Origin of the sequence: Acidisoma sp. S159 (assembly GCF_009766125.1) — a bacterium.
Classification (GTDB): Bacteria; Pseudomonadota; Alphaproteobacteria; order Acetobacterales; family Acetobacteraceae; genus Acidisoma.
In genome coordinates this window covers 215396-239644 of record NZ_LMUG01000059.1, presented here as the reverse complement: position 1 = coordinate 239644, position 24249 = coordinate 215396, and the positions used below count along the sequence as shown (strand labels likewise).

The following is a 24249-nucleotide window of genomic DNA, read 5'->3' as shown; positions in this document are numbered from 1 at the left end:
CAGCACTAGCCACATCCCCACAAGCGGGATCAGCCAGAGCCGGAACGAAGTGCCGCCAATGCGCGCACCAGCCCATCCGCCAGATCCTCTGCGATCAAGCCCGCGCCGGTGGCTCCCCCGGCCTGCCGCGCCGCTTCCCCATGCAGCCAAACGCCCGCCGACGCCGCTTCCCATGCCTCCATGCCCTGCGTGAGCAACCCCGCGATTATGCCCGCCAGCACATCCCCCGAACCGGCCGTTGCCAGACTGGGCGGCGCGTTGTGATTGATCGCGACCCGCCCATCCGGCGAGGCGACCACGGTGTCGGAACCCTTCAGGACCACCACGGCCCCGATCCGCGCCGCCGCATCCCGCGCCGCACCCGGCTTGTCCTTACCCAGCGGCCCGAACAGCTTCGAGAACTCGCCGCCATGCGGCGTGATAGCGGTAACGCCGCGCAGCTTTTCGGGCGCCCCGGCGCAAGCCCCGAGCGCATCGGCATCGGCAACGATCCTACGCCCCGCCGCGATGAGCTTGGGCAAAGCCTCTCGAGCACGCTCCAACCCGAGCCCCGGCCCGCATAGCCAAGTCTTGCGCCGGTCGTCCCTGAGCAGCTCGTCGAGCGGCTTCTCGCTCACGATCAGACCTGGTTCCGTGGACCGCAGCACGTCGCCGCTCCCGACCACTGCAAGCGTCAGGAGGCCAGCGCCCACGCGCCGCGCGCCCATCGAGGCGAGCCGGGAAGCCCCGGCCATTTCGCTTCCGGCGAGAATGGTGAGCATGCCACGGGTATACTTCTGTCCCTGCGCTTCGAGCGCCGGCAACTGCCAGAGCCCCGGCCCATTGGCAAAGGTCTTCGCCTCCACGGCCCTCAAGGCAGCGTCGGGCATGCCGATATCCGCGAGGATACGTTTGCCGCAGAGGTCTCGCCCCGGAAGCAGCAAATGGGCCGGCTTGAGGCGGACGAAGGTCACCGTCATCTCCGCCTGGGGCGCATAGCCACGCACCGCACCCGTCGCGCCATCGACGCCGGAGGGTGTATCGACCGCCACCACCCGCCCCGCCGCGCGCAACACTTCGGCGACCTCTGGCGCGATATCGCGGCCCAGCCCGGCACCGAAGACCGCATCGACCACCAACTCGGCCCGGGCGGCTTCCGCGGCGACAAAGCCTCGCATCGATCCCGTCCATCTGCGCCGCATGACCGCCGCGTCGCTCGCGGCACGGGGCTCGGCAAGCGCCGCCACCGTCACCGGCCAGCCCTCCTGCGCGAGCAATCGCGCCACCACATAGCCGTCGCCGCCATTATTTCCCGGACCACACAGAACCAGCACGCGGCAAGGCCGGTAGTGCTGCCTGATCGCCCGCGTGACCGCCCGGCCGGCATTTTCCATGAGCGTCAGTCCGGGCACCCCAGCGCCCGGTGCCGCGCGATCCACCGCCGCCATTTGGTCGGGCGTCAGAAGATCGGCTGGCTGATGCATGAAACGTCTCCCAAAGGTGAGGCTCGACGAATGCCACTGGGCCTTACCGATCAAATGATCCACGCACTAAGCGGCGCAAGCCGGCGCAGGGGTGTCGTTGCGCTGCGCTCCCGCCTATCCTCAATCGAGTAGGCTCAATGGAGACCCCTCATGACCGCGGCCTGGCATCATATCAGCGGCCTTACACTCGGCATTTTCACTCTCGCCCTAGCCGGATCACTCCCGGCGACAGCTCAGCAGAGTGGCGCAATGTCCATGCCGGCCGCGTCTTCAGCAGATAGCGCCTTCGCTCACGGGATGAAGGAGATGCAACGGCAGATGGCGGATGCACCGATGACCGGAAATCCCGATCAGGATTTCGTCGCCGCGATGATCCCCCACCATGAGGGCGCGATCGACATGGCCGAAGTCGAATTGAAATACGGTCATGACCCCTTCCTACGCCGCCTCGCGCGCGACATCATCACAGCTCAAAGGCACGAGATCGCGGATATGAAAGCATGGCAGACACGGCACCCCATTCATGCGGGCGCCGCCCAATGACCGCCCTCATCACCGGCGCCAGCGCTGGCTTCGGAGCCGCGATCGCCCATCGCCTCGCCAACAGCGGACACCGCATCATCGCTGTCGGCCGCCGCGCCGATCGGCTGGAGGCGCTGCGACAGGAAGTCGGCGCGGACCGCGTGCTCGCCCTGCCACTGGACGTGACCGATCGCGCGGCGGTCGTAGCGGCCATCGCCTCCCTGCCCGCCGACTGGGCTGAGATCGATGTGCTGGTGAACAATGCCGGCCTCGCCCGCGGCATCGACAAGGCGCAGGAGGCGAAGCTCGATAATTGGCAGGCGATGATCGACACCAATATCGGCGGCGTCGTCTATCTCACCCATGCCGTGCTGCCAGGAATGGTGGCGCGCGACCGCGGGCACATCATCAATATGGGCTCGGTCGCAGGCACCTGGCCCTATCTGGGCGGCAACGTGTACGGCGCGACCAAGGCCTTCGTGCGCAACTTCTCGCTCAATCTCCGCACCGATCTTGCAGGCACCCAGCTGAGGGTCACCAACATCGAGCCCGGCCTCGTCGGCGGCACGGAATTCTCCGCCGTGCGCTTCGATGGCGATCAAGGGCGCGCAGATAAAATTTATGAGGGCACTACACCGCTCACGGCCGAAGATGTTGCCGAAACAGTGCATTGGGTCGTTTCCCTCCCAAAGCACTTCAACGTCAACACAATCGAGATCATGCCCGTCTGCCAGGCCTTCGGCGGCCTCAAGGTCATCAAGGAAGGCGGCTGAGCGCGGCGCCTAGCTCCACCGGCTAAAGCGCATCGATGATCACAAGGTGAACCGTCTTCGGCCCGTGCGCGCCAAGTTGCAGGATCTCCTCGATGTCGCCGGTCCGGGATGGCCCGCCGATGAAATTCACTGCCCGCGGCAGACGAAGACCATAGTCACGCCGTAGGAGCGCAAGAGCCTCCTCGTAACTCCCGACGATGCGCGAACGCGGCACCGCGCAGATCCAGAGTTCGGGCAGCAGGTTGAGGCTCGTCGGCGTCTCCGGGCGAGACGTCATCATCACCACCCCAGTCTCTGCCACCGCAGCCGCCGCCACGTTCACGCCGACCGAGTCGGCCGCTTCGGCGGCCCCCGAGCGCGTGGCGATTCCCTGTACCGCGAATCCCGACATACCCCGCAGCAGCAAAGGGTCGGACGCCATCACCACACGAGGCGGCAACCCCAAGCGCCGAATGACCCGCGCCGCCGCCGAGCCCAAACCCTCGATCTCCGCGACATGCTCGACACTCGCCGAAAGCCCCTGCGCCCGCGTGACGAAAGCCTGCACCGCCGCATCACCGCTGAGGCGGCCCAATGCCAGAGAAGGGCCGCCCGCGCCCTCCAGCCGCGCAGCCACTCCCGCGCGACGCACGGTATCGTCGCCGGTGACACCCAAGGCACGCCGCAGCGAGGACAGTACCGTCTCGCGGCCGCCACTCACCGCGCGCCGCCCTTCCAGAGATCGGTGAAAGTCGAACCCGTCGGCGCGGGCAGATCGCGATGGCCGGTCCAACCGCGCGCCAATGGCAACCGCGCCAGCTTGCCACGCCGGCCGCCCAGCCTCGCCAAAACGCGGGCGCCCAGCCGACTTGCAAAACGATAGAGAGTCGGATGCGCCGCAACGGTCGCCCAGAGCCCAAGCGCCCATCGCTGGGACCTCGCCACGTCCCGCGCATCGAACTGCTCCTCCCGCAGGTTCCGCATCAGCTTTGGCAGCGGGATCATCACGGGACACACACTCTCGCAGCGCCCACAAAAGGTGGAGGCGTTGGGAAGGTCTTTCGCCTCATGCAGCCCGACGAAATTCGGCGTGAGCACCGCGCCCATCGGCCCCGGATAGACCCAGCCATAGGCATGGCCGCCCACTGCGCCATAGACCGGGCAGTGGTTCATGCAGGCGCCGCAGCGGATGCAGCGAAGCATCTCCCGGTTACGCGACCCCAGCAGCTTCGAGCGGCCATTGTCCACCAGCACCACATGGAAGGCGTCCGGTCCGTCCAGATCCCGAGCCTCGCGCTTGCCGCTGGCGATCGTCGTGTAGCCCGTCGCGGATTGGCCGGTCGCCGAGCGGACCAGCAGCCGCAGCAGAACCAGCGCATCCTCCAGTGTCGGCACCACCTTCTCGATGCCCGTCAGCACGATATGCACGCGCGGCAGCGTCATCGTGAGGTCGGCGTTGCCCTCATTCGTGACCACCACCGCCGAACCCGTCTCGGCCACCAGGAAATTGGCGCCAGTAATGCCGACATCTGCCGACACGAACTGCGAGCGCAGCACATGCCGCGCCTCAGCCAGCAGCTCCGCCGGCTCATCGATTTTCCGGCTCACCGGCAGCGAGGTGTGATTGGCGCGAAACGCCTCCTCGACCTGGCGGCGGCCGAGATGGACCGCCGGGGCGATGATATGGCTCGGCGGTTCGTCGCGTAGCTGGATGATGTATTCGCCCAGATCCGTCTCTACTGGCCGAATGCTCGCCGCCTCTAGAGCGGCGTTGAGGCCGATCTCCTCCGTCACCATCGACTTGCTCTTGATCACCCGCTCGGCGCCGGCGTCCCGGCAGATCGCCAGCACGGCGGCGCAAGCCTCCTCGGCCGTGGCGGCGAAGTGTACTTGCCCGCCCCGCGCCTCCACTTGGCTGGCGAAATGCTCCAGGTAGAGGTCGAGATGGTCCAGCGTGTGGTCCTTGATCGCCCGCCCGGCCTCCCGCAGCGCCTGGAACTCTGGCAGCGCGTCCACTGCCGCACGGCGGCCGTTCACCAAGAGACCCTGAATTTGCGACAGCGCATGCTGCAGCGCCGGATCCTCAAGTGCCTTGGCCGACTCGGACTTGAACGCGTGGCTTTGCGGTTTCATGGATCCGCCCTCCCGCAAAGCGCCGGAACCTCCAGCCGCCCCGCGAGAACCTCCGCCACATGCCGCACCTCAATCGGCGACCCGAGGCGTGACAGCTTGCCCGCGATGTTCATGAGGCAACCGAGATCGCCCGCCAGCAGCAGCTTCGCCCCGGTCGCCTGCGCCTCCGTGCATTTGTCGGAAACCATCCGGTTCGAGATCGCGGGATATTTCACGCAAAACGTTCCGCCAAACCCACAGCAGGTTTCCGCACCCGGCATCTCGGTCAGCGCCAACCCCTCGACGCTGGCCAGCAGCTTTCGCGGCTGCGTTTTAACCCCGAGTTCCCGCAGCCCCGAGCAAGAATCGTGATACGTCGCTGTCCCGGGGAAGGCTGTATCGACGCCCTCCAGCTTCAGCACATCGACGAGGAAAGACAGCAGCTCGTAGGACCTCTCGGCGAGCTGCCGCGCACGCGGCGCCCAAAGCGCATCATCCGCCAGCAACTCCGGATAGTGATGACGAAGCATACCGCCACAGGAACCCGAGGGGATGACGATATAGTCGAAGCCCTCGCAGGCAGAGATAACCTGCCGCGCCAGTCGCTGCGCGCTACGCCTGTCTCCGGAATTATATGAGGGCTGGCCGCAGCAGGTGAGCCCCTCGGGAAGGCTAACCTCGCAACCGGCTCTTGTTAAAAGCTGAGCGGCGGCGAAACCCACAACCGGCCGGAAAAGATCGACCAGACAAGTCGGAAACAGCCCGACCCGCAGGGGTACCTCGCCGGTCACCTTTGGAAGCAACTCATGATCCGCATCTCCCCAGCAGCGGGCGCCACCGTCATGTGGCCTCGATGTCCTGGAAGGCTTGCCGCAGCCGTGACAACTAGTCTGTCGCGACGACCAGAGTCCCGTCCACGTATTTCGCCGCGGCCTTCTAACGCGCGACGGCGTCCATGTCTGTTCCGCATGAGTTCTCGCGTGTAATCATCGCGAGCGCTCCAAATCCAGCCCGCAGGCGATACCGAGATGACCGTTCCACACTTCGATCCCGTCGATTTCGGCCTCACCGGACAGACGGCCCTCGTCACCGGTGCATCACGCGGCATCGGCCAGGCTCTTGCGGTCGCGCTCGCACAGGCGGGGGCGGAGCTGGTGCTCGCCGGACGCGAGCCCAAAACCCTGGAGGAGACCGCCGACGCCATACGCGCGCTCGGCAGGAAAGCCTTTGTGCAGCGACTTGATGTTTCCGACGTCGCCAGCATCGGCGCGGCTTTCGCCACGATCACCGAAACCATCGGCGGGATCGACATCCTCATCAACAATGCGGGGATCGAGCAGGTGAAACCATCGCTCGAAATCGATGAGGCGTTGTGGGATAGCCTGCTCGACACCAATCTCAAGGGCGCCTTCTTCTGCGCCCAGGCGGCGGCCCGGCTGATGAGCAAGGCGGGACAAGGCGGCGCGATCCTCAATCTTTGTTCGCTGACCTCCGAGGTCGGCATCCCCACGGCGGTCCCCTATGGCGCCTCCAAAACCGGCCTGCTCGGCATGACACGCGCGCTCGCCACCGAATGGGCGCCGCTCGGCATCCGCGTGAATGGCATCGGCCCCGGCTATTTCCGCACCGCGCTCACCGAAGTCTTCTACGGGAATGAGGTATGGCAAACGGACATGCTCGCCAAGATCCCGCTTGCCCGCTTTGGCCGCATGGAGGATCTGATGGGCGCGGCGGTGTTCCTGTCCTCGCCCGCCGCCGCCTATGTCACCGGCCAGGTGCTCTATGTCGACGGCGGCTTCCTCGCCTCGATCTGAAAGCCTCATGGCCGGATCAGGGTCTTCAGCTTCGAGGTCTCGCCGCGAATAAGCCGATCGTAAGCCGCCGGGACATCCGCGAGCCCGATGGGATCCTCGGTCAGCCGCGCCAGCTTCGGGGCGAGTGCCGGCAACAAACCCAAAGCCTCGGCCTGCTCGCCGCCGAACACGCTGCAACCGCGCAAGTCGATCTCCCGCTCCACAATGAGATTCGGGTCAAGCATGCCCTCGCCATGGAAGATCCCGACCATGGCGATGCGCCCGCCACCCGACACGGAGCGCAACAGCACTCGCAGCACATCCAAGGAGCCCGTCGCCTCAAGGCAGAAACGCGGGCCGATGCCGCCACAGCGTGCGCCAATCACCACCGGATCGAGCGCAATAGGCTCGGCCCCCGCGACTTCCTCGAGCAGCGCTGAACGCCGCGCATTCCGCTCCGCCAGCAGCACCGGGCCGAAACCGAAGCTGCTCAGCAGCAGCGCCGCGAGACCGCCGATCGGCCCGCCCCCCGCCACCAGCACCGGCTCGCCAGGTATCGGATCGAGGCGCCGGATCGCATGCAATGCCACCGCCAGTGGCTCGCATAGCGCCGCGATCTCGGGCGCTATGTCGGACGCCACGCGCAGCAGACCCCGCGCCGGCAACAACACCTCTTCGGCGAAGCCCCCGTCGCACACCTCGCCGACGAAGCCAAGCGAGATGCAAAGATTGGCACGCCCAGCGAGACAATGCGGACACCGCCCGCAAGGCACACGAGAATCAGCGACAACGAGATCGCCCACGCTGAACCCAAGAACATCCGCGCCGACTTCAACAACCTCGCCCGAGAATTCATGCCCCGGCGTCACCGGAAGCTGCGCCAGCCACATCCCGGTGCGAAAATTATGGACATCGGAACCGCAGATACCCGCAGCGCGAACGCGAATCCGCACCTGATCAGGCAACAGCGCGCCCGGACGCGGAATGTCCTCGACCCGCAAATCACCCGGCTTGTGAAAGCGAACCGCCCGCACTGTCAGCCGGCTTGGATTTTGGCGCGAAGCGATGAAACAGCGCGCGCATGGCCGTCGAAACCCTCGTACCGCGCCAGAACTTCGGCATGTTTCGCGAGCGGCGGAAAGCCGGTCTTGGTGACATAGCCGATAGACGACCGCTTCATGTAGTCGAACACGGAAAGCGGCGAAGCCGTTTTGGCCGCCGCCCCGGTCGGCAAAACAGCATTCGGTCCGAGCACGAAATTGCCGATCGTCATCGGTGTATACTCACCGAGCAGGATCTCGCCCGCATTCTTGATCCGCCCCATCACGGCAAGCGGCTCGGCCGCCAGGATCTCCAAATGCTCCGGCGCATAGTCATTGACGAAGGCGATGGCTGCGTCGAAATCCTTCGTCAGCACGATCCCACCATGCGGGCCGCACAGCACCGCCTGCGAGAACTTCGCCCTGCCCTCCTCCATCTCCGCCCAATACTTAGGCAGCGCTGCCCGCGCCTCTTCCGCCACGCGGCGGCTGCTGGTGACGAGATAGGCGGAGGAATCCGGGCCATGCTCAGACTCGATAATGAGGTCCAGCGCCGCCAAAGCACCGTTTGCGGCACCATCTGCCAAAACAATCGCCTCGCTCGGCCCCGCCGGCGTTCCGGGATCGATGTGATCGGACAGCAGCCGCTTGGCCGCGACCACCCAAGGGCTGCCAGGTCCCACGATCTTGAGGCATTTCGGCACGGTCTCGGTGCCAAAGGCCACCGCCGAGACGCCCTGCGCGCCGCCGCATTTGTACACTTCCGTCACGCCAATCAGCCTCGCCGCCACCAACGTCGCCGCATCCACCGTGCCATCCGGTCCCGGAGGCGTCAGCACGATCAGGCGCGGCACACCCGCGACCTTGCCGGGGATCGTCGTCATCATGAAGACGCTCGGGAACGAGCCTTTTCCGCGCGGCACGTAGCAGGCGATGGACTCGATCGGCAGGAAGCGGTCGCCCGCGAAGACACCGGGCTGGATTTCTTTCAGCCACATGTCTTCGGGCTTCTGCGCCTCGTGGAAGCGGCGGATATTGTCGATCGCGAATTCCAGCGCGGCGCGCACCTCCGCGCTGACGGCCTTTGCGGCCGCGTCGAATTCGGCCTCGGTCACGCGCAAGGACAGATCAGCCGGCGCATGATCGAACTCATGAGCGAAGCGCCGCAACGCCGCGTCACCTTCCCGCCGCACTGCCTCGATGATCGGCTTCGCGCGATCCATGAAGACGGTCAGATCCGCTTCGGTGCGAGCGAACAACGCTGGCGGCGTCTGGTCCGCCGCGGTCAGATCGTGGAGATTCGGAACGGCGGTCATGCAGCCTCCATCTTGAGCGACTCCTCGCGGATCGAACGCAGCACTTCTCGCTGCAGGGCCACCGCCTGCGGACTGGAAATGCTATCCTCGTCGCGCGGCCGCCCAACACCCACATCGAATGTCCGCTTGATGCAGCCCGGCGCGATCCCCATGACAACAACGCGGTCGGACAGGAAAACCGCCTCCTCCACGTCATGCGTGACGAACAGCACGGTGAGCCGATGCTCCTCCCAGATGCGCGTCAACAACTCCTGCATCTGTCGCCGCGTCAGGGCATCCAACGCGCCAAAAGGCTCGTCCATCAGCAACATTTTGGGCCGGTAGGACAGCGCCCGCGCGATCGCCACGCGCTGCTTCATGCCGCCGGAAAGCTCATTCGGATAAGCGTTCGCGAAACGGGTAAGCCGCACCAATTCGATATGCTCGCGCGCGATCTCCCGCCGCTCGCGGCCCTTGTAGCCGGCGGCCTTCAGCGCGAACTCCACATTCTGCTGTGCCGTCAGCCAGGGCAGCAGCGTGTAGGTCTGAAACACCACGCCACGATCGAGCCCCGGCCCCGTCACGGGCTCGCCATCCACCAGCAGCGTCCCGGAATCGAAATCCATCAGCCCCGCGACAATCGAAAGCAACGTGCTCTTCCCGCAGCCTGAAGTCCCGACCAGGGACACAAACTCGCGATCTGCCAAACTGAGATCGATGTCGAACAGCGCCTGCACCCGCTTGGCGCCTTTGCCAAAGGATTTGTTGAGCCCACCGATCTGGAGCTTCGGAACGCTCATTGTGCCCGCGCCGCATAACGGAACAGCACCTTCTCCATCGCCTTCATCGCCTGGTCCGTGATGAGGCCGAAGATGCCGAGCAGCAGGATATAGCCGATGATCGTATTGGTCTGGAAATAGCGCTGCGACACGGTGATGCGATAGCCGAGCCCGGAAGTAGCCGCCACCAGCTCCGCCAGCACGAGCCAAGTCCAGGCCCATCCCAAGCTGATGCGCAGTGTGTCCCAGATGCCAGGCAGCGCCGAGGGCACCACGATGCGCATGAGAATCTTGCGCTCCGGCAACCCCAACGTGCGCCCAAGACCGACGAAATCCTCCGGCACGCGCTTCACATTATCCATCACCATGAGCACCTGCTGGAAGAAGGTGCCGATCCAGATGATGAGGAATTTCTGCGTATCGCCCGTGCCAGCCCAGAGGATCGTCAGCGGCACGAAGGCAACTACCGGCATGTAGCGCACGAAATCCACCAGCGGTTCGATTGCCGCTTCCCATACCCGGAAGCAGCCGATCAGCACGCCGATCGGGATCGACATCGCCGAGGCGATCAGGAAGCCGATGACGATGCGATAGAAGCTGATACGCGCGTCATCCCACAGCGTGCCATTCGCCGCGAGCTTCACCATCTGGTTCCACACGCCAGCCGGCGACGGCAAGAAAATCGCCGTCACGAAGCCCCCCGCCGTCGCAACCCACCAGATCAGGCCGAGCAGCAGAAACACGACAACGGCGATGGCGACGAACAACGTCCGGTCGATGCGCGCGCCAATGACGAAAAATCGGGGACGGCGGCGCATCAAACGGACTCAGTGATCAAGCAAGTAGCCACAATCTACTGCGCGGCCTCGACAAAGCTCGGATCGATAAGATCCTTCGCGTCGACCTTCGACGATAGAATCCCCGCCTTGGTAGCCGCCTGTTCCACGTCAAGGAAGGTCTTCTGAGCGTAACTCCCCTGCAGCACCTGCTTGTTCTCCGCGAGCGAATAGAAACGCACGCCATCGAACGCAGTGTTGAGACTGGCGAGGTCTGATCCAACTGCCTTGGCGATGATCCCGCGGTCCTCCGCCGTATTGGCTTTGTAGTCGGTCAGTGCATCGTTCCAAGCCTCGACCATGGCGAGAACCTGGCCCGGCTTTTCCTTAAGCACCGAATCCCGAACCACCAGAACGTCGCTGATCAAGCCAGGATCGACGCCCGCGCTGAACAGCAGCTTCACGTCATGGTTCTGCGCCCGAGCCGCGGTCAGATACGGCTCATAGGTCACCGCCACCGGGACCCGCCCCGCGATTAGCGCGCTGCCCGCATCAGCCGCCGGCATCGGCACCGGCGTCACGTCAGCGATCGTCATGCCTTTGGACTGCAGCGCGTAGTTCAGCAGAATGTCGCTCGTCGTGCCTTGCTCGAAAGCAATCTTCTTGCCCTTGAGATCTTCAACCGTATTTACGTCCTTGCCCGACAGGATCGCATCCGCCGTCATGCTGAAATCGAGTAGCATGATGACCTTGATCGGTAGCCCAGCAGCCGCCATCACCATCGCGGTATGGCTCGCGACATTGGCGCCGTCCAACTGACCGCTGGCGAGCGCGGCGTTGAGGTCCTTATCCTCGCTGAAATTGACGAGCTCGACCTTGCTCAGCCCGCGCTTCGCGAAGAAGCCCTTGCTCGCCGCGACATCCCATTGCCCGTAGCCGAGCCAGGGCTCAGTGCCGAGTTTGAAGGTGCCCGGTTCGGGCTTCGTCGGAATGCTGTCCGCCGCAAGAGCCGGGCGTATCGCGAGGCTGATCGCGGCGGCGGCGGCGAGACAGGCACCCTTCCAGATCGATAGGCTCATCGGTTTTTCCCTTGGAAGATGATCTGGGCGCGCCTGCGCCCACACAAAGACGCATCGCTCGCACGGTCCGTGGCTAACGTCACACGCATGGCAGCCACGAGGCAATCTCACGCCAAGACAGGACGAGCGTCAAGGCGACATGTCTATACATATTAAGAATTACGCCCTCCGCGCTCAGCCCATCCTCCGAGGCCGCGAGCCGGCAGGATTGAACCGAGCAACCAACTCGTGCCGATCTCCGGGATAGGTCAGCCGAACGCTCGTGATCGGCGTCCCCGCCTGCCAGGTCCGCCGCTCCACCTGCAGGCAGGCGGCACCACTGGCTAACACAAGAGACGTCGCGATCTCGGCATCAGCACTGACGGCGCGGATCGCGTGCTCCGCCTCGGTCCAAGGGATCTCCCGCAACAGCCAAGTCCCTGGCGGCGCCGTCTCGAAAGCCTCCTCCTCCGCCTGTGGCACGGCGGCGAGGTTCAGCAGCCGATCCTCATGGACGAAGGGGTGCCCCGCAGCCAAATGGCGCACCGCGATCGCCAGCACCGGGCTCCCCCGTGGCAGCCCAAGCCGCCGCGCATCCTCCGCACGCGCCGGCCGCGTCCCGCGGCTCAATACAACGTGGCGGTAAGGTTTGCCGCTCGCCGCGACCTCAGCCTTGATGTCGTGGATTTCGAGGATCGTCTCCTCTGACCGTGGCACGGCAACCACCGACCCAGATCGCCGCTTGCGAGCGATAAGCCCGGCCTCCGACAGCGCCGAAAGCGCCTTGTTCACCGTCATGCGCGAGCAGCCGTACAGCGCCGCCAGCGTCAGTTCCGAGGGAACGGGATGGCCCGGCGCCCAGTCGCCGGAGACGATACGGCTCTCTAGTGCCTGACGGATCTCGATGTAGCGCGGCAGACGGCCGTCCATGCCCACCCGTTCAAATTTGTCCCGCGCGTCGGCCGCGCCGACCCGAAGCCGTCATGCCACGGAGAGGCGCCGCCTGACGAGACGCCTGAGCTTGAGGCTGCGCCCGACGCTTGGCGGCGGCCTCGATCCGCGCCTGCACCCGCGCACCAGCGGCCGGCCCCGCCGTAAGTTGAAAGCGCGCATCATTCATCGGCTGGCCGCTGAGGCGATCGACCATCACCGGCTCCGCGATCGTGCCGGTATCGGTATCCTCGTAGACGACGCTCAACCCTTCCGGCGCGAAGTGCCGGTTGCCCCAGCCGAGGAGCGCCTGCATCACCGGCCGGAAATCGCGGCCGAGGTCCGTGAGAATGTACTCGTCACGCGGTGGCCGCTCGCTATAGCGCCGACGCTCCAGCAATCCGCTCTCAACCAGCGCCGCCAGCCGGCGCGTCAGAATATTGGGCGCGATATCCAGACTCTTCTGGAACTCATCGAAGCGCGTGAGGCCGTGGAAGGCGTCACGCAGGATGAGGATACTCCACCACTCCCCTACCCGCTCGAGGCTGCGAGCGATGGGGCACTGCATGTCGCCGAAGCTTTTACGTTGCATCCCGCCATTCTCCGGATGTCTCTATCATTATGCAAGTCTCACGCTCGATGCAGTGCGGGGGTTGCTTGAGGTCAGCCATGCACCGCCGACCGCCCTAGTCACTTGCACAATGCTATCGACTAGCGCAGGTTGATTGCAACATGCAAGCCACTGGGGCCGGAGGGCGTTCATGAGCGACCAAGTGCTTGAGAGACAAGGTGCCGCCGTCATCCCGCGCGACCTCGCTCCCGCACCCGTCAAAACCGCTCGTCTTTCCCGTAGGAAACTTCTGCTCGCCGCGGCGGCTCTGGTCATCGCGACGGGCGGCAGCTGGTATGGCTACGACTGGTGGACAATCGGCCGCTTCATCGAAAGCACCGATGACGCCTATGTTGGTGGCGACATCACCGTCATCGCCCCCCAGGTCAGCGGCTTCATCACGAAACTCGCCATCGCGGACAACCAGACCGTGAAAGCGGGGCAACTCCTCCTCCAGATCGACGACCGCGACTACCGTGCCGCCCTCGCCAAGGCCGATGCCGCGGTCGCCATGCAGCAGGCGTCGCTCGCCAATATCGCCGCAACCCGCCGCCTCCAAGAATCGACCATCGCGCAGGCCCAGGCGGATCTCATCACCACCAATGCCGAGACGATCCGCACGAAGGAAGACACCGACCGCTATCAATCCCTGTCCAAGGATCAGTGGGCGTCGCTGCAACGCTACCAGCAAGCCAACGCGACCTATACCGAGGCGGTCGGCGCCGACGCCAAGGCCCATGCCGGACTAGAAGCAGCCCGCCGCCGGCTAGACGTGATCGACACGGAAAGCCAGCAGGCGCAAGCCTCGCTCGCCGCCTCGATTGCCGACCGCGACACGGCCCGGCTCAATCTCGGCTATACCTCCCTGCGCTCGCCCGTGGACGGCGTCGTCGGCAACCGCAGCGCGCAACTCGGCGCCTTCGCCGCGATCGGCGCGCAGCTTCTCTCCGTCATCCCGGCGCACGACCTCTGGGTGGATGCGAATTTCAAGGAAAGCCAGCTCGCCCGCATGAAGGCCGGACAGCCGGTGAACATTACCGCCGATGTTCTCCCTGGCGAGGTCTTCCACGGCCATGTCGTCAGTCTGGCACCCGCCACAGGCGCCGAGTTCAGCGTCTTGCCCGCCGAGAACGCGACCGGCAACTTCACCAAGATCGTGCAGCGCGTCCCGGTCCGCATTCGCCTCGATGACGGCGCGTCCGAACTCGGAAGGCTGCGGCCCGGCCTCTCAGTCACCGCCTCGGTCGTCGAGCGGGATCGCGACGCCCCCAGCCAATGAGCGCCTTCTCGGTCGCGGCCGCGCCCGGCGCGCCACGAACCCTCACGCAAACCGGCAAGATTTTCGCCTTCGCCACCATGGCCGTCGGCATGTTCATCGCTTTGCTCGACATCCAGATCGTCTCCGCTTCGCTGCGCGATATCGGCGGCGGTCTGTCGGCCGGCACGGACGAAACCGCCTGGGTGCAAACCAGCTACCTGATCGCCGAGATCATCGTCATTCCGCTCTCCGGCTGGCTGTCGCGCGTGATGTCGACGCGCTGGCTGTTCTGCGCCTCAGCCGTCGGTTTCACCCTGGCCAGCCTGCTGTGCGGCGCCGCCTGGAACATCCAGAGCATGATCGCGTTCCGCGCGCTGCAGGGCTTCCTTGGCGGCTCGATGGTCCCGACCGTCTTCACCACGGCTTTCGCGTTCTTCTCAGGCCCGCAGATCGTCCTTGCCGCCGCGACCATCGGCGCGCTGTCCTCGCTGGCCCCGACCTTGGGGCCGACCGTCGGCGGCTGGATCACGGATAATTATTCCTGGCACTGGCTGTTCTTCATCAACCTCGTGCCTGGAATCTTCGTCGCTGTTGTGGTCCCGATCCTCATCCGCATCGACAAGGCCGACCTCTCACTTCTCAAAGGCGCCGACTATCTCGGCATGGTGCTGATGGCGCTCTTCCTCGGCTGCCTCGAATATACGCTGGAGGAAGGACCGCGATGGGATTGGTTCGGCGATGACAGCATTCGCGCGGCTGCCTGGGTCTCGGGCATCGCGGGGGTCGCCTTTGTCTGGCGCAGCCTTACCATCGCGCAGCCAGTGGTCGATCTGCGCGCGCTCAAAAGCTGCAACTTCGCCTTGGGCTGTTTCTTCTCCTTCGTCACCGGCATCGGCATCTTCGCGACCATCTACCTCACGCCGCTCTTCCTCAGCGGCGTGCGCGGCTTCAGCGCCCTGCAGATCGGCCTTGCGATCTTTTCGACCGGCCTGTTCCAGGTCTGCGCGATTCCCGTCTACACCGTGCTCGCCAAACGCATCGACCTGCGCTGGCTGATGATGTTCGGCCTCGGCTGTTTCGCCCTCTCGATGTGGTTCTTCACGCCGATCACCCATGACTGGGGATGGCGGCAATTGCTGCTGCCCCAAGCCTTCCGCGGCTTCGCGCAGCAATTCGCCGTGGCGCCGACGGTGACGCTGACTTTGGGCGGCCTCGCACCAAATCGCCTCAAGCTCGCCTCCGGCTTGTTCAACCTGATGCGAAATCTCGGCGGCGCCATCGGCATTGCCGCGTGCGGGACGATCCTGAACAACCGCACCAACCTGCATTTAGAGCGGCTCGCCGAACATCTGACCACCGCAAATCCCGCGATGACCGCGTTGCTTCAGCGAACCACCGCCCACGATACGGTTCTGGCTGGAGGCGATGCCGCGAAAGGTGGCGCCATGGCACTCAAATCCCTGTGGCTACTGACGTGGAACGAGGCCCAGACGCTGTCTTTCTCAGACGCCTTCCTCAGCATTGCCCTCTGCTTCATCATCGCAACGGTGATGGTGCCGCTGATGAAAAAGGTCGTCCGGCCGAAAGCGCCACCGGCTGACGCGCATTGACGCCGTGCGCCCAAAGCACTGCCTATTTCGCGAATAGCGCGAGCAGGCCTTGCAGTAACTGCGTAGGCGTCGGCGGGCATCCCGGAATTCTAAGATCGACCGGCAGCACGTCGCCCGCTCCGTTCAGACAGGCATAGCCACCGCCCAGCAGCCCGCCGCAGGTCGCGCAGTCTCCCACTGCCACCACCCATTTCGGGCTCGGCATCGCATCGTGCGTCCGCAACAGCGCCTCCCGCATATTCTTGGTGACCGGCCCGGTAACGAGCAGCACATCCGCATGACGCGGCGACGCGACTAAGCGCAGTCCAAAACGTTCCAGATCGTAATAGGCATTGCTCAGCGCATTGAGTTCCAGCTCGCATGCGTTGCAGGACCCCGCATCGACCAATCGCAATGACAGGCTGCGGCCCAGACGCCGCTGCGCCGAGACATCGAGTTCAGCCGCCATCCGCGCGATATCGCCGTCAGCCCCCAGCGGCGCCTTCTCCGTGAAAGGCCCGCGAAGCAGGCTTTCGAGCAGGGTGCCGCGCATCAGAGATCATGCCCCGCATAGGAACAATTGAACGACTTATTGCAGAGCGGGAAATCCGCGATGATGTTGCCCTCGACCACCGCCTCCAGCAAAGGCCATTGGAACCAGGACGGGTCACGCAGATGGCACCGTGCGACATGCCCGGCCGTATCGACCCGCAGCCAGACCAGAATATCGCCGCGAAAGCCTTCGACGATGGCCATACCCTCGCCGCCATGGGCGGGTGGCACCGGCACCTGGATCTCGCCATTGGGCATGCGGAACACAATTTGTTCGACCAGCCGCAAGGATTGCTCCACCTCTAGGATCCGGATGCGCAGCCGCGCATCGACATCGCCCTTGGTGAGAACCGGAATATCGAAGTTGAGCTCGTCATACGGCGCATAGCCAGGCCAGCGCCGCGCATCGCAGCGGCGACCGGACGCGCGGCCGACATATCCGCCAGCCCCGAACTGCGCGGCCAGCGCTGGTCGCAGAATACCGGTCCCAACTGTGCGATCCTGCAGCGAAGCGGTTTTATCGTATAGCGCCATCAAAGGCTTCAGATGGCTCCGCACATCCGGCACCAGCGCGCGGATGAGCGCAAAATCCGTCGCATCCAGATCCACCGCGACACCGCCGAGCACGATCCGGTCCATCATCAGCCGGTGTCCGAAACATGCGGCGCCGATACGCAGCACATCCTCCCGCAGCACGCCGCACCGCGCGAGCAGGATGGCGAAACCCGCATCGTTGCAGATGGCGCCGATATCGCCGAGATGGTTCGCGAGACGCTCCAACTCCGCCATCAGTGCGCGCAACCAAACCGCCCGGCGCGGCGGCTCCCATCCCATCGCGGCCTCCGCCGCCCGGCAGAAAGCGAGCGTATAGGCAACGGTCGAATCGCCCGAGCACCGGCCCGCCAGCCGCGCCGCCTGCTCCAATGGCATGCCCTGCAGACGATTCTCGATGCCGCGATGCGTATAGCCAAGCCGCGCCTCGAGCCGCACGATCGTCTCGCCATCCGCGGTGAAGCGAAAATGGCCGGGCTCGATGATGCCGGCATGCACCGGCCCGACCGGAATCTGGTGGACGTCCTCAGCCTCAACCGGGAGGAACTCGTAGGCCGCAGCCTTGGCCTGCTCGTCCCATAGCCCGTGATCAAGCCATGGCCGGCTATCCGGCAGACCGATCGCGCTTGTGCCGAAAAGATCCTGTGTGGCGCGCTCCAGCCGGATCGCCGGCGGATGAGCGCGCCCAACGGAGGGGTAGGTTCCATCCGGACAATGCAGACTCAGCACGAGAATGCGAGCCGGATCCACCGCATCCGCGATCGCCATATGGACCGCGCCGAAATCTCCCCACAGTCCGAGCAACACCAGCGCGCCATTACCCAGACGTTCTGCCGCCTCCGCCCATACCTCCGGCGAGACCGCAAGCCGAGGCCAAGGCCAATGACCGGCCACAGCCCAGCCCGGCAGCGCCAGGGGATCGAGTGTGGGGCCCTCAGCGATCATTTCAGCAGCACCGCGACATTCTGAAACCAGCCGACCATCACGCTGGGCAAATACAGCCCCGCCGCAAAAACCAAAGCGAGATGAACGAAGATTGGCACATAGGAGGCCCGCACCGCGGCATTGCTACCGGTCGGCTCGCCAAAGGCCAGGCGGTTCATCTGGAACAGCAGCGCGCCGAAAGCCACCAGCAACCCGATCACGGCGATGACAGCCAGCACCGGCGCCCGGGCAAAAGTGGACGTGATGAGAAGAAACTCGCTCGTGAAGATCCCGAACGGCGGTAGTCCCGCTATTGCCACGACCCCGGCGACCAGGGTCCAGCCAAGCACCGGATGGCTGGTCGTCAGCCCGCGGATTTCATCGATCCGCTGCGTGCCTTTGACCTGCGCCACATGCCCGACCGTGAAGAAAATCGCCGATTTTGTGAGGCTATGCATGACCATCTGCAAAAGCCCGGCAAAATTCCCCAATGGCCCGCCCATGCCGAAGGCGAAGGCGATGATGCCCATATGCTCGATCGAGGAATAAGCGAACAGCCGCTTTATGTCGCGGCGCCGATACAGCATGAAAGCGGCGAAAAGCAGCGAAACGAGCCCGAGCAGAATCAGCAACGGCCCAAACGCGATGGCACCCGGACTCGCCTCGATCAACATCTTGAATCGCAGCAGCGCATAGAGCGCCACGTTCAGCAGCAATCCGGACAGCACGGCCGAAACCGGCGTCGGGCCCTCGGCATGCGCATCCGGCAACCAGGCATGCATCGGCACCAGACCGACCTTCGTGCCATAGCCCAGCAGCAGGAAGATCAGCGCGACGTTGAGCAGCGCCGGGTCCAAGGCGGTCGCATGCTGAAGCAGGTTGCTCCAGGCCATCGAACCCAAACCCTCCCCGAGCACCGATACCGCGGCGAGATAGACGAGGATGGTGCCGAACAGCGCCAGCGCGATGCCGACACTGCCAAGTATGAAGTATTTCCACGCCGCCTCGATCGCCTCATGCGTTCGGTAGATCCCCACCATCATGACCGTGGTGAGCGTCGCAAGCTCGATCGCCACCCACATCAGGCCGATATTATTGGCCGTGAGCGCAAGGTTCATGCCGAACATCATGAGTTGAAAGGTCGCGTGATAAAAACGCAGATAGCCGGGCGTCAGCCGCCCGCTCTCCAATTCATGGCCGATGTAGCTCGCGCTGAAAATGCTGGTGGTGAGGCCGATCAGCGTGTTCAGCAGAATGAAAATAATGTTGAGGTCATCGATGATGAAGAAGCGCGTCACCGGCGGATGGCCCCGGAGCAACACAACCGCGAAGAGCAGCGCAATCGCGCTCGCCGCCATGTTCACCCGCGCCGACAGACGATAATCCTGCACCAGCGCCAGCACGGCGGCGGCCACCAGCGGCGTGAGCAGCAAGGCGCTCACCGGATTGAGTGGCAGCAGGCTCATTGTCGCTCTCCGCGGAAGCGGTCCAGCGCCTGCACGTCCACCGTGTCGAAGCGCTCGCGAATACGGAACAGGAAAATGCCGATCACGATGAAGGCGATGAGCACCGAGAAGGCGACGCTGATTTCCACCACCAGCGGCATCCCGCTCGCACCGGTCCCCGCCAGCACCAGCCCATTCTCCAGCGACATGAAGCCGATGATCTGACTCACGGCATTGCGCCGCGTCACCATGATCAGCAGACCGAGCAGCACGACGGAAAGCGACAGCGCGACATCCTCTCGCACAAGCAATGCGGCGCGCGCCGTCACCCGCAGCATGAGATCCATCGACAAGGCAATCAGGCCGATGCCCACCAGCATGGTCAACCCGGTCGAGACCGCGACCTCGATCTCGCGATGAATGCCCATCCGCAGCACCATGCGGCGCAGCACGATGGGAATTGCCACGGTCTTGAAGCCGAAGGCGATCACCGCCGTGACATAAAGATCGGGCAATTGCTGGATATGCGCCTGCCAGGCGACCGACAGGGTCAGCAGCAACGAGTGCAGTCTGAGGACATTGATCAGCGGCAAAAGCCGGTCCTGGTACAGCATCATGAGACTGACCAGCACCAGGCCGCCGGCAAACATATGCGCGACGTCGAAGGCAAAGGGCGTCATCACATATGCCCCGCGACGAATAACAGCAGCGTCGCCAGAAGCCCCAGCATCAGCGCGATGCCCAGGAAGTCGGGCACGCGAAACACCCGCATCTTGGCGATCGTGGTTTCCAACGTCGCCAACAAGACGCAGCCGATGACCATCTTGAGCAGATAGGCGGCGAGCGCTCCCGCATGCGCGAGCAATCCCGCGGCATGAGTGAGCAGTCCGAAAGGCGCGAAGATACAGGCGATCAGCGACAGATAGAGCAGCAGACGCAGCGACCCCGCCATCTCGATCATCGCCAGATGACGGCCCGAATATTCCAGCACCATCGCCTCATGCACCATCGTGAGTTCGAGATGCGTGGCCGGATTATCGACCGGGATGCGGGCATTCTCGGCCAGTGCCACGATGACCAGGGCGATCAGCGCCATGCCGAGTGACACGCGCAGCCCGCCGGTGTTCACCATGAATTCGGCGATAGTGGAGAGCAGCGTCGAACCGGCAACCAGCGCGACAGTGAACACCACCATGATCATGGCCGGCTCGGCGAGCGACGCGATCATCATTTCGCGGCTCGCGCCAATGCCGCCGAAGCTGGTGCCGGCATCCAATGCCGCGAGCGCCTGCAGAAACCGTGCGGCACCCAGCAGTGCGACAATGGCGATGAGATCGCCGGTCCAGCTGAACAGCAGCCCTGCCTGGAAGGTCGGCACCAGCGCCGCCGAAACCCAGGTCGTGGCGAAGATGAGATACGGCGCGGCGCGGAACAGCCAGGATGTGCTCTCGGCCAGCACGACCTCTTTGCCAAGCAAGCGCCGCAAGTCGCGATAGGGCTGCAATACCGGCGGCCCGATTCGCCGCTGCAGCCTCGCCTTTAGCTTACGGACGAGCCCCGTCACGCCCGGCGCCAGAGCCAGCACGAGCAGCATCTGCAGAAGCTGAGCCGCCAGCGTCCCAACCATGCCGGCCGCTACTCCCACAGCGCAAGCGCCACGAGCAGCAGAACCAGCGTCAGGAACACCAGCCCCAGATAACGGCGGATCGTCAGGAACTGCAGGCGATTGAGCACGGTCGCCGCGGCATTCACGCTTCTCGCCACCGGCGCGTAGCCAAGATCCCAGACAGGGTCGCGGAGGATCCTTTGCAGCCGCGCGGGCCGCATATCGCCGGGCGGCGGCATCTCGACCTGCTCGCGCGACGCAAATACGACCGAGCCGAAAACGCGCCGGAGAGGTTGCGACAGGCTCGTCGCCGAATACTGCGCGACCGGGCCAGCGCCGGGATAGCCGCAATCCCAGGCCGGAGCGCGACGCACGGCGCGGGACGCGAACCGATGCACCGCGGTCGCCACGATTCCTGCGGAAGCCACCACAAAAGCAAAAACCAGAAAGCCATTATAGGAACTGCGGCTAGCCGACACCGGTACGATGGAAAGCCAGTTGCCGCCGCCTTGCGCCGGCATCGCCCCGCCGACGAGAAGGCGCGAGACCGGCTGCAACCAATCAATGACGATCGTCGGGAAAATTCCCGCCGCCAAGCACAGCGCGGCGAAGACAACCATCGCGCCGATCGACCACCGATCGGCCTCAACCGCTCCCTCGGCCGCCGCACTCCTCGGACGCCCAAGATAGGTTGTGCCAAAGGCCCGCACGAAACAGGCTGCCGCGAGCGCCGCCGCCAGAGCAAGCAACACGCCGATCGCCGGCACCAGCAGCTTCAGCCCCATTTGCGGCAGTTGCGGGCTGACGAGAATGCTCTGGAAAATAAGCCATTCCGACGCGAAGCCGTTGAACGGCGGCAGCGCCGAAATCGCCATGCTACCGACCAGCACTGCGGCCGAGGAAACGGGCATGCGCTTGATCAGACCGCCCAGCCGCTCAAGGCTGCGCTCGCCTGTCGCCACGATCACCGTGCCGGCGCCGTAGAACAGCACGCCTTTGAACAGCATGTGGTTCATCGCGTGGAACAGCGCCGCCGTCAGGGCAAGCGCCGCCGCACCCGCCAAGCCGCTCGCCTTGAATGCCATGGCGAGTCCGAGTGCCACGAAGATGATGCCGACATTCTCGATGGTGCTGTAGGCGAGCACGCGTTTGAGGTCGGTCTCCATCAGCGCGTGGAGCACGCCCATCGCCGCCGTGCAGCCGCCGAGTATCAGGACCGGCGCACTCCACCACCAGACCATCGGCCCGAGCAGGTCGAAGGTGATGCGAATGAAGGCGTAGATGGCGACCTTGGTCATCACCCCGCTCATCAGCGCGGAGACATGGCTCGGTGCCGCGGGATGCGCGAGCGGCAGCCAGATGTGCAACGGAACGAGGCCCGCTTTCGACCCAGCGCCGATCAACACGAGAAACAAGGCCAGCGCCGCCAAACCAGGCGGCAAAGGATGCGTGCGCATCGCATCGAAGGTATAGAAGCCTCCGCCGCCCGACAGCAGCCCGAAGCCGAGCAATAGCGCGAAGGTCCCGAGACTCGCCATGAGCAGGTAGACGAACCCCGCTCGCGCCGTTCCCGGGCTGCGCTGCGTCGACATCACAAGCGCCCAGGAGGTCAGGGACATGAGCTCCCAGGCAAACAGGAAGCTATAGGCGTCGGCCGCGAGCACCACGAGGTTCATGGCGGCCAGGAAGGCTGGGAAGAAGGGCAACACCCGGCCCGGCGTAGTCTCGTGCCGCCCATAGCCGATACCAAAGGCGCTCGCGCCCGCCGCGCCGATATTGATGATCGCCAGAAAGGCGGCGGCGAGCGCATCGAGGCGAAACCGCGCCCCGACCCATGGCAATCCTATTGGCAAAATTGTGGTTGTGGGCGCCGCAACAACCGAGACCGCGGCAAGCGTGGCGAGCACGAGCGACAGAAGCAGACAGCCGGAATAGACAACAGGAGTCGCAAGCTTGCCCCGGACCAGAGCGGTCGCGGCCATGGCGAGGGCCAGCAGCGCGACAACGCAGAGGAGAATGCCGATGATCACCGGCGGCCCTCGATCGCTTGCGCAGCAACTCGTGCCATGCGCGAAGTCACGTCTTCAGCCTCACGCCACGGCCGCCACCAGCGCTTGGCACACCTTCGCCGATCAGCACGACGCCAGCGACCTCCAGCGCAGTAATCAACTTCATCAGGGAATCAACGTTCCCGCGGATGACGCCATCACTGGCCTCCATTCTCTGAATCGTCGGCAGTGAAAGGCCGGAGCTCTCAGCGAGCTCGCGCTGGTCCATCCCCAGCAGGGCACGCGCCGCTCGCATCTGTGACGCCGTAATCATGCGCCTTCCCCCTCGGGATGACCTAGCTCGCGCGGGAAGACGTCTTGCCGGCTAAGGCGTCAGCGCGAACTCTAAGAAGTGATGTCTAAAACTGCATTTCATGAGTTTCAACCGCAATTTGCGATATGAATGCCTGTCTGTCGATAGTCGCCACCCTATCACCCGACTGTCGTTAGGATCCGCAACGGACGTTGCCGCACCAGCCCGACTTCTCGTTGGCAACGATCTCACCGAGGTTCACGGCCCGATGCAAAAGATCCGGACACCGCGGTTGGGTGCCTACGTGCCTTCACCGAGTATTGGCCCCCCGCACTTCGCGGAGGCTAGTTGGCGCGTTTCCAAGGGTCAGATAATCTAGACGCTACCGCAAATTGAGGCGTCACCGTGTGGACTGCCCAGCGTCCATGGGTATGCATTCGGCGAGCGCCGCGGATCAGATACGAGACCGGGTCTTTCTGCTGGTTGCCGTTCGGCTCCATTTTGTCGCAAGCGCGTCAACGGCGTGCGAGAGCTGGGTGAGATCGGCGGTTCTGGGATCGAAGTCGTTGCCGATCCATCGCCGCGTTTCTTCGTAGCTGTCGTGCGCCGTGTTGCTCATGATCTCGAGGAAATCCTCGTAGCCTGAAGGGCCACCGACGTCTTCGGGAGGGCATCGTCCGACGGCGTCGACCAGAAATGGAGAAGTCAGGCCTGGGATTGCGTTTTCAATGCGCTCGACTTTGACGGTGTGTTCCCACCCATCGCCGAAGTCGTAGAGATACTTCAGCGTCTTGACGCCGCAGTCTTCCAGGACATCGATGAGCCTAGCCTTCCTGGCGTCAAGCGGACCGTCTCCGAAGTCAGCGTCCGGTATGCCCCACCCAACGCCTCG

The 24249-nt window shown here is 64.5% G+C and carries 23 protein-coding genes and 1 pseudogene; 5 read left to right on the top strand and 19 right to left on the bottom strand.

The window, feature by feature from the left end:
• Nucleotides 1–29: 29 nt before the first annotated feature.
• Nucleotides 30–1463, bottom strand: coding sequence for an NAD(P)H-hydrate dehydratase (locus GSQ92_RS17905; protein ID WP_254065696.1), 1434 nt, complete (start codon nucleotides 1461–1463; stop codon nucleotides 30–32).
• 150 nt (nucleotides 1464–1613) lie between these two features.
• On the opposite strand from GSQ92_RS17905, the gene GSQ92_RS17900 reads away from it, so the two are divergent.
• Together GSQ92_RS17900 and GSQ92_RS17895 are read left to right on the top strand one after the other, a co-directional pair.
• The gene (locus tag GSQ92_RS17900; protein WP_158803602.1) at nucleotides 1614–2006 is read left to right on the top strand and encodes a DUF305 domain-containing protein; all 393 of its coding nucleotides are present in this window, start codon (nucleotides 1614–1616) and stop codon (nucleotides 2004–2006) included.
• A complete protein-coding gene (locus tag GSQ92_RS17895) occupies nucleotides 2003–2758 on the top strand; it encodes an SDR family oxidoreductase (RefSeq protein WP_158803601.1) in 756 nt (251 codons plus the stop codon). The genes GSQ92_RS17900 and GSQ92_RS17895 overlap by 4 nt, the downstream gene beginning before the upstream one ends.
• A gap of 22 nt (nucleotides 2759–2780) precedes the next feature.
• On the opposite strand, the gene GSQ92_RS17890 is transcribed toward GSQ92_RS17895, so the two are convergent.
• From GSQ92_RS17890 to GSQ92_RS17880, 3 genes are read right to left on the bottom strand one after another with little or no spacing between them, the layout of a single operon-like run.
• Complete coding sequence (locus tag GSQ92_RS17890) at nucleotides 2781–3458, bottom strand: LUD domain-containing protein (RefSeq protein ID WP_158803600.1); 678 nt, start codon at nucleotides 3456–3458, stop codon at nucleotides 2781–2783.
• Complete coding sequence (locus GSQ92_RS17885) at nucleotides 3455–4870, bottom strand: LutB/LldF family L-lactate oxidation iron-sulfur protein (RefSeq protein WP_158803599.1); 1416 nt, start codon at nucleotides 4868–4870, stop codon at nucleotides 3455–3457. Before GSQ92_RS17885 ends, GSQ92_RS17890 begins: the two co-directional genes overlap by 4 nt.
• Nucleotides 4867–5652, bottom strand: coding sequence for a (Fe-S)-binding protein (locus GSQ92_RS17880; protein ID WP_254065695.1), 786 nt, complete (start codon nucleotides 5650–5652; stop codon nucleotides 4867–4869). The genes GSQ92_RS17885 and GSQ92_RS17880 overlap by 4 nt, the downstream gene beginning before the upstream one ends.
• Before the next feature lie 225 nt (nucleotides 5653–5877).
• Between GSQ92_RS17880 and GSQ92_RS17875 the strand changes: the two genes are divergently transcribed.
• On the top strand, nucleotides 5878–6663 hold the full coding sequence (locus GSQ92_RS17875) for an SDR family NAD(P)-dependent oxidoreductase (RefSeq protein ID WP_159013807.1): 786 nt from the start codon (nucleotides 5878–5880) through the stop codon (nucleotides 6661–6663).
• A gap of 5 nt (nucleotides 6664–6668) precedes the next feature.
• Here the strand turns inward: GSQ92_RS17875 and GSQ92_RS17870 are convergent, their stop codons facing one another.
• The 7 genes and pseudogenes from GSQ92_RS17870 to GSQ92_RS17840 all read right to left on the bottom strand — a co-directional run bounded on the left by GSQ92_RS17870 (nucleotide 6669) and on the right by GSQ92_RS17840 (nucleotide 13112).
• Nucleotides 6669–7676, bottom strand: coding sequence for a zinc-binding dehydrogenase (locus tag GSQ92_RS17870; protein ID WP_158803597.1), 1008 nt, complete (start codon nucleotides 7674–7676; stop codon nucleotides 6669–6671).
• Nucleotides 7677–7678: 2 nt separating this feature from the next.
• Nucleotides 7679–8998, bottom strand: coding sequence for a histidinol dehydrogenase (gene hisD, locus GSQ92_RS17865; RefSeq protein ID WP_158803596.1), 1320 nt, complete (start codon nucleotides 8996–8998; stop codon nucleotides 7679–7681).
• A 299-nt stretch (nucleotides 8999–9297) separates the two neighbouring features.
• A pseudogene (locus GSQ92_RS31770) lies at nucleotides 9298–9777 on the bottom strand (ABC transporter ATP-binding protein); the annotation flags it as partial.
• Entirely contained in the window at nucleotides 9774–10574 is an 801-nt protein-coding gene (locus GSQ92_RS17855; protein WP_158803594.1) for an ABC transporter permease, read from the bottom strand. The pseudogene GSQ92_RS31770 and the gene GSQ92_RS17855, both read right to left, overlap by 4 nt.
• A 35-nt stretch (nucleotides 10575–10609) precedes the next feature.
• On the bottom strand, nucleotides 10610–11611 hold the full coding sequence (locus tag GSQ92_RS17850) for an ABC transporter substrate-binding protein (protein WP_158803593.1): 1002 nt from the start codon (nucleotides 11609–11611) through the stop codon (nucleotides 10610–10612).
• 174 nt (nucleotides 11612–11785) lie between these two features.
• Nucleotides 11786–12520 (bottom strand): histidine utilization repressor, encoded by a 735-nt coding sequence (gene hutC / locus GSQ92_RS17845; RefSeq protein ID WP_158803592.1) that lies wholly within the window; start codon nucleotides 12518–12520, stop codon nucleotides 11786–11788.
• Between the two features lie 10 nt (nucleotides 12521–12530).
• The gene (locus GSQ92_RS17840; RefSeq protein WP_159013806.1) at nucleotides 12531–13112 is read right to left on the bottom strand and encodes a helix-turn-helix domain-containing protein; all 582 of its coding nucleotides are present in this window, start codon (nucleotides 13110–13112) and stop codon (nucleotides 12531–12533) included.
• Nucleotides 13113–13281: 169 nt separating this feature from the next.
• Here GSQ92_RS17840 and GSQ92_RS17835 point away from each other — a divergent pair, with 169 nt between their 5' ends.
• Nucleotides 13282–14409, top strand: coding sequence for an HlyD family secretion protein (locus GSQ92_RS17835; protein ID WP_159013805.1), 1128 nt, complete (start codon nucleotides 13282–13284; stop codon nucleotides 14407–14409).
• Complete coding sequence (locus GSQ92_RS17830; protein ID WP_159013804.1) at nucleotides 14406–15998, top strand: DHA2 family efflux MFS transporter permease subunit; 1593 nt, start codon at nucleotides 14406–14408, stop codon at nucleotides 15996–15998. Before GSQ92_RS17835 ends, GSQ92_RS17830 begins: the two co-directional genes overlap by 4 nt.
• Before the next feature lie 22 nt (nucleotides 15999–16020).
• Here GSQ92_RS17830 and GSQ92_RS17825 read toward each other — a convergent pair whose 3' ends face one another.
• The 8 genes from GSQ92_RS17825 to GSQ92_RS17790 all read right to left on the bottom strand — a co-directional run.
• Nucleotides 16021–16530, bottom strand: a complete 510-nt coding sequence (locus GSQ92_RS17825) for an NADH-quinone oxidoreductase subunit B family protein (RefSeq protein WP_159013803.1) — start codon at nucleotides 16528–16530, stop codon at nucleotides 16021–16023.
• A complete protein-coding gene (locus GSQ92_RS17820; RefSeq protein ID WP_159013802.1) occupies nucleotides 16530–18026 on the bottom strand; it encodes a hydrogenase expression protein HypE in 1497 nt (498 codons plus the stop codon). Before GSQ92_RS17820 ends, GSQ92_RS17825 begins: the two co-directional genes overlap by 1 nt.
• Entirely contained in the window at nucleotides 18023–19471 is a 1449-nt protein-coding gene (locus tag GSQ92_RS17815; protein WP_159013801.1) for a hydrogenase 4 subunit F, read from the bottom strand. Before GSQ92_RS17815 ends, GSQ92_RS17820 begins: the two co-directional genes overlap by 4 nt.
• Nucleotides 19468–20130 carry a hydrogenase-4 component E gene (locus GSQ92_RS17810; protein ID WP_158803586.1) on the bottom strand — a complete coding sequence of 221 codons (663 nt, stop codon included), beginning with the start codon at nucleotides 20128–20130 and terminating at the stop codon, nucleotides 19468–19470. Before GSQ92_RS17810 ends, GSQ92_RS17815 begins: the two co-directional genes overlap by 4 nt.
• A complete protein-coding gene (locus GSQ92_RS17805) occupies nucleotides 20130–21077 on the bottom strand; it encodes a respiratory chain complex I subunit 1 family protein (protein ID WP_158803585.1) in 948 nt (315 codons plus the stop codon). The genes GSQ92_RS17810 and GSQ92_RS17805 overlap by 1 nt, the downstream gene beginning before the upstream one ends.
• Before the next feature lie 8 nt (nucleotides 21078–21085).
• Nucleotides 21086–23086 carry a hydrogenase 4 subunit B gene (hyfB, locus tag GSQ92_RS17800; RefSeq protein ID WP_254065694.1) on the bottom strand — a complete coding sequence of 667 codons (2001 nt, stop codon included), beginning with the start codon at nucleotides 23084–23086 and terminating at the stop codon, nucleotides 21086–21088.
• A 46-nt stretch (nucleotides 23087–23132) separates the two neighbouring features.
• On the bottom strand, nucleotides 23133–23378 hold the full coding sequence (locus tag GSQ92_RS17795) for a helix-turn-helix domain-containing protein (protein WP_158803584.1): 246 nt from the start codon (nucleotides 23376–23378) through the stop codon (nucleotides 23133–23135).
• 433 nt (nucleotides 23379–23811) lie between these two features.
• The coding region (locus GSQ92_RS17790) for a plasmid pRiA4b ORF-3 family protein (protein WP_159013911.1) at nucleotides 23812–24249 on the bottom strand (438 nt) is incomplete at its 5' end.